We start from the raw sequence: 3,519 nt of genomic DNA, 5'->3' as shown, positions 1-3,519 counted from the left end.
GCTACGCGGGCTGGTCGCCCGGTTCGCCGTGCCGGAGGGCGAACCCTGGTGCGGTGCCCGGAGCGGCCTCCTTGGATCGGCAGGCGGGGGTGTCAGCCGACCTTCCAAACCAGGGGCGCGGTGTCCAGGATGTTCCCGTACGTGAGGAAGCTGGGCGGGGCCTCGTTCGGGACGAGATAGACGGCACACAGCTTGACGGACTGCCCGTCCGCGAGCGTGACCAGCGACCGGGTGTCGCACTGCGGGATCGCCTTCTGCAGGGTCGCGGCCGGCAGCGCGCCCGCCGAGTGGTCCTTGGGCTTCACCCAGACCCGCATCATGTAGGCGTCCTCGGCCAGCGGGGCGCCGGTGCGGTTGGTGAAGGAGACGGTGACGTAGTACGGCGTCTTGCCGCTGGTGGTCGTCGACGGGAGGTTGAACGGGGCGATCTCCGCGGCGGTGCCCTTGACGATCGAGACCGCGGCGGCGTCCACCACCGAACTCTTGCCGACGTAGCGGCCGGCGCTGCCGAGCGGCAGCGGGCGGTCGTAGCTGACCTGGGTGACGTTGTTGCCGCCGGCGGTGACGGACGGCTGCGGTCCGGCCGGGGTGGTCGGGGCCGCCGGGGCGCCCGGGGTGGTGGGGGCCGCGGCGCCGGTCGGGGCGCCGGGAGCCGTGGCGGCGCCGGAGGCGCTGGCGGCGCCGGTGGGCGGCGCGGTCGGGGCGCTCGGGGCGGCTGCCGGGTCGGCGTTGTCCGGCCCGCAGGCCGACAGCGCCAGGACGAGCGCCGCCGCCGGCAGGCCGGCCGCGATTCTCCGGATGGACTGGGTCTTCGTCATGGTCGTTCCCCCGTTGGATGATGTGGTCGGTGCGCCCCGCCCGGTCCCCGGGTGCCGCACGGACGTGCGGGCGTTGATCGAAAAGGGGGTGCGCCGGTGATGGTAGCCGCAGTCGGTGCGGTGCTGGCCGGATTTCTGGTGGCTCCGCTGCTACGCGGGCTGGTCGCCCGGTTCGCCGTGCCGGAGGGCGAACCCTGGTGCGGTGCCTGCCCGTTGTGCGGGCGCGAGGTGCGGCTGCTGCCGCCGACCGGGCGCTGTCCGGGCTGCCGGGAGCGGTTGGGCGCGGGGGCCTGGTCGGTGGAGCTGGTGGCGGCCGTGGTCGCCGCCGGCCTGGCGTACGCGGCGGACGGGCCGTCGGCCGCGGCGCTGGGCTGGGCGGCCGGGCTCGGCGTGGTGCTCGGCTTCGTCGACGCCCGGGTGCGCCGGCTGCCGTACCGGCTGACCCTGCCGCTGGCCGGTGGGGTGGCCGCCCTGCTGTTGGTGGCGGCGCTGGTGGCGGGGCGCCCGGGGGTGCTGCTGCGCTGCCTGCTGGTGGCCCTCGCGGTCGGGGCGCTGCTCGAACTGGCGGTCTGGATCGGCGCGTTGGGCCCGGGTGACTCCCCGCTGGGGTTCGCGCTGGGCGGGCTGCTCGGCTGGTACGGCTGGCCGGTGGCGGTCGGCGGGCTGTTCGCAGCGGTGGTGCTCGCCGGGCTCTGGGCGATCCTGCGGGCCGCCGTCGCGCTGGCCCGCCGCCGCCCGGTGCGCGGGCTCGACCTCCCGGTCGGACCGTTCCTGCTGCTCGGCACGCTGCTGGCGGTGCTGGCCCGGTAGCGCCTGGGCCCGGTGGCGCCCGGACCGGCCCGGACGCGGGAGGGCCCGCCGTACCGGGTCGGGTACGGCGGGCCCCGCCGCCGGCGCGCAGGCCCCACCCTCAAGGAGCGGCGCGCCGGTGGGGGATTGGCGGTGGGGGGTTACGGCATCTTGTGGACGAACGGGCCGACCGCGTTGGAGAACGCGTTGCCGTTGTTGGCGTCCCAGTTGGTGGACCAGGTCATCGCGCCGCGAATGGTCGGCCACTTGGCCGGCGGGACGAAGCTGCCGCAGTTGTTGCCGGTGGCCAGGCAGTCCAGCGCGTTGTTCACCACGGTCGGCGAGACGTAGCCGCCGCCGGCCGCCTTCGCGGAGGCGGGGACGCCGATGCCGACCTGGTCGGGCCGCAGGCCGCCCTGGATGTGGGTGCAGACCTGCGAGGTGATGAAGTCGATGGTGCCCTGGTTGTAGACCTTGCCGTCGCAGCCGTTCATACCGCCCGAGTTGTAGAACTGGGTGTTGACGACGGTGAGGATGTCCTTGGTGTTCAGCGCCAGCTGGAAGTAGGCGCCGGCGGTGCTGTACATCCCGATCGTCTCGGGCGCCATGGTCAGGATGAAGCCGGGGCCGACCTTGGCCTGGAGGGTGTGCAGCGCGTTGCCGAGCGGGCCGGCCTGGACACCGTTCTCCAGGTCGACGTCGATGCCGTCGAAGCCGTAGTCCTTGATGATCGCGTAGGCGCTGTTGGCGAAGTTGTTGCCGGCGGTGGCGTCGCCGACGGTGATCGCGCCGTTCTGGCCGCCGATGGAGAGGACGACCTTCTTGCCGGCCGCCTGCTTGGCCTTGATGTCGGCGCGGAACTGCGCGTCGCTGTAGCCGCCGAGGGCCTTGGACAGGCCGGGGTCGAGGGTGAAGCTGATCGCGCCGGTCTGGGTGGGCACGGCGTCGGCGAAGGACACCGCGATGATGTCGTAGGCGCTCTGCACGTCGCCGAGGCGCTGCGCGGTCGAGCCGTTGTCGAAGTTCTGCCAGTAGCCGGTGACGGCGTGCGCGGGCAGGCCGGTGGCGGGCGGGGTGGTGGAGGTCGCGGTGGCCGTGGGGGTCGGCGTGGCGGTCTGGGTGGGCGTCGCGGTCGGGGTGGCGGTGGCCGTCGGCGTGCCGGTCGCGGTGGGGGAGGAGGTCGCGGTGGGCGTGGCGGTCGGCGACGGGGTGGCGGTGGCGGTCGGGCTCGGGGTGGACGGGCCGCCGGGGCCGATCAGGCTCACGTCGTCGGCGAGGTAGGCGCTCTGGCCGTACCAGCCGTGCAGGTAGACGGTGACGCTGGTGGCGTTCGCGCCGGTGGTGAAGGTGGAGGACAGCTGGTTCCAGCTGTTCTGGTTCGACCAGCTGGACGGGTCGGTGCCGCCGGTGCCGCGCGCGCCGAGGTAGACGTACGGGCCCTGGACCCAGGCGCTCAGCGTGTAGCTGGTGTTGGGCAGCACGCTGATGGTCTGGGTGCACTCGGCGGTGTCGCCGGCGCCCGGGGTGGCCTGCAGCGCGCCGGTGCCGGAGTGGACCGGGGAGGAGACGGTGGTCGCCGCGCCGGCGCAGTTCCAGCCGCCCAGCCCGCTGTCGAAGCCGCCGTTGGTGACCAGGTTGCCGACGGCCGCGCTGGCGCCGCCGGCGAAGAGGGCCAGGCCGCCGCCGGCCAGGGCGAGGGCGGTGGCGCCGGCCGCGACGGCCGGGAGGGGGCTGCGCCGGCGCTTGTGCGCGGGCTGGTTCAGCGTACGGGCCATGGGGTGACGCTCCTGGGGAGGGAGCGGCCGCCCCGGGGGGGGGGGCGGGGGCCGCCGGGGGGGGGGGGGGGGGGCGGCGGGGGGCGGGGGGGGGTCGGAAGTGGGGGGGGGCGCCCGCCGGGGTGGAGTAGGGTGCA

The 3,519-nt window shown here is 75.2% G+C and carries 3 protein-coding genes; 1 reads left to right on the top strand and 2 read right to left on the bottom strand.

All coding sequences use genetic code 11. The features are described 5' to 3' along the window. Positions 1–92: 92 nt before the first annotated feature. Positions 93–818 (bottom strand): hypothetical protein, encoded by a 726-nt coding sequence (locus ACFV61_RS18240; RefSeq protein WP_380492646.1) that lies wholly within the window; start codon positions 816–818, stop codon positions 93–95. Positions 819–914: 96 nt separating this feature from the next. On the opposite strand from ACFV61_RS18240, the gene ACFV61_RS18235 reads away from it, so the two are divergent. Then, positions 915–1,628: a prepilin peptidase gene (locus ACFV61_RS18235; RefSeq protein WP_380492644.1), complete on the top strand. Its 714-nt coding sequence runs from the start codon at positions 915–917 to the stop codon at positions 1,626–1,628. A 140-nt stretch (positions 1,629–1,768) separates the two neighbouring features. Here ACFV61_RS18235 and ACFV61_RS18230 read toward each other — a convergent pair whose 3' ends face one another. Further along, positions 1,769–3,382 (bottom strand): chitinase, encoded by a 1,614-nt coding sequence (locus ACFV61_RS18230; protein ID WP_380492642.1) that lies wholly within the window; start codon positions 3,380–3,382, stop codon positions 1,769–1,771. Positions 3,383–3,519: the final 137 nt, after the last annotated feature.

The sequence above is a fragment of the Kitasatospora sp. NPDC059817 genome, assembly GCF_042731835.1.
GTDB lineage: Bacteria > Actinomycetota > Actinomycetes > Streptomycetales > Streptomycetaceae > Kitasatospora.
Note: the sequence above shows the minus strand (reverse complement) of the source record. Positions and strands in the feature narration are given on the sequence as shown.

What these genes read in the sequence shown, in the direction of transcription:
- ACFV61_RS18240 (WP_380492646.1), bottom strand. Translation starts at nt 818, where the DNA reads ATGACGAAGACCCAGTCCATCCGGAGAATCGCGGCCGGCCTGCCGGCG.
- ACFV61_RS18230 (WP_380492642.1), bottom strand. Translation starts at nt 3,382, where the DNA reads ATGGCCCGTACGCTGAACCAGCCCGCGCACAAGCGCCGGCGCAGCCCC.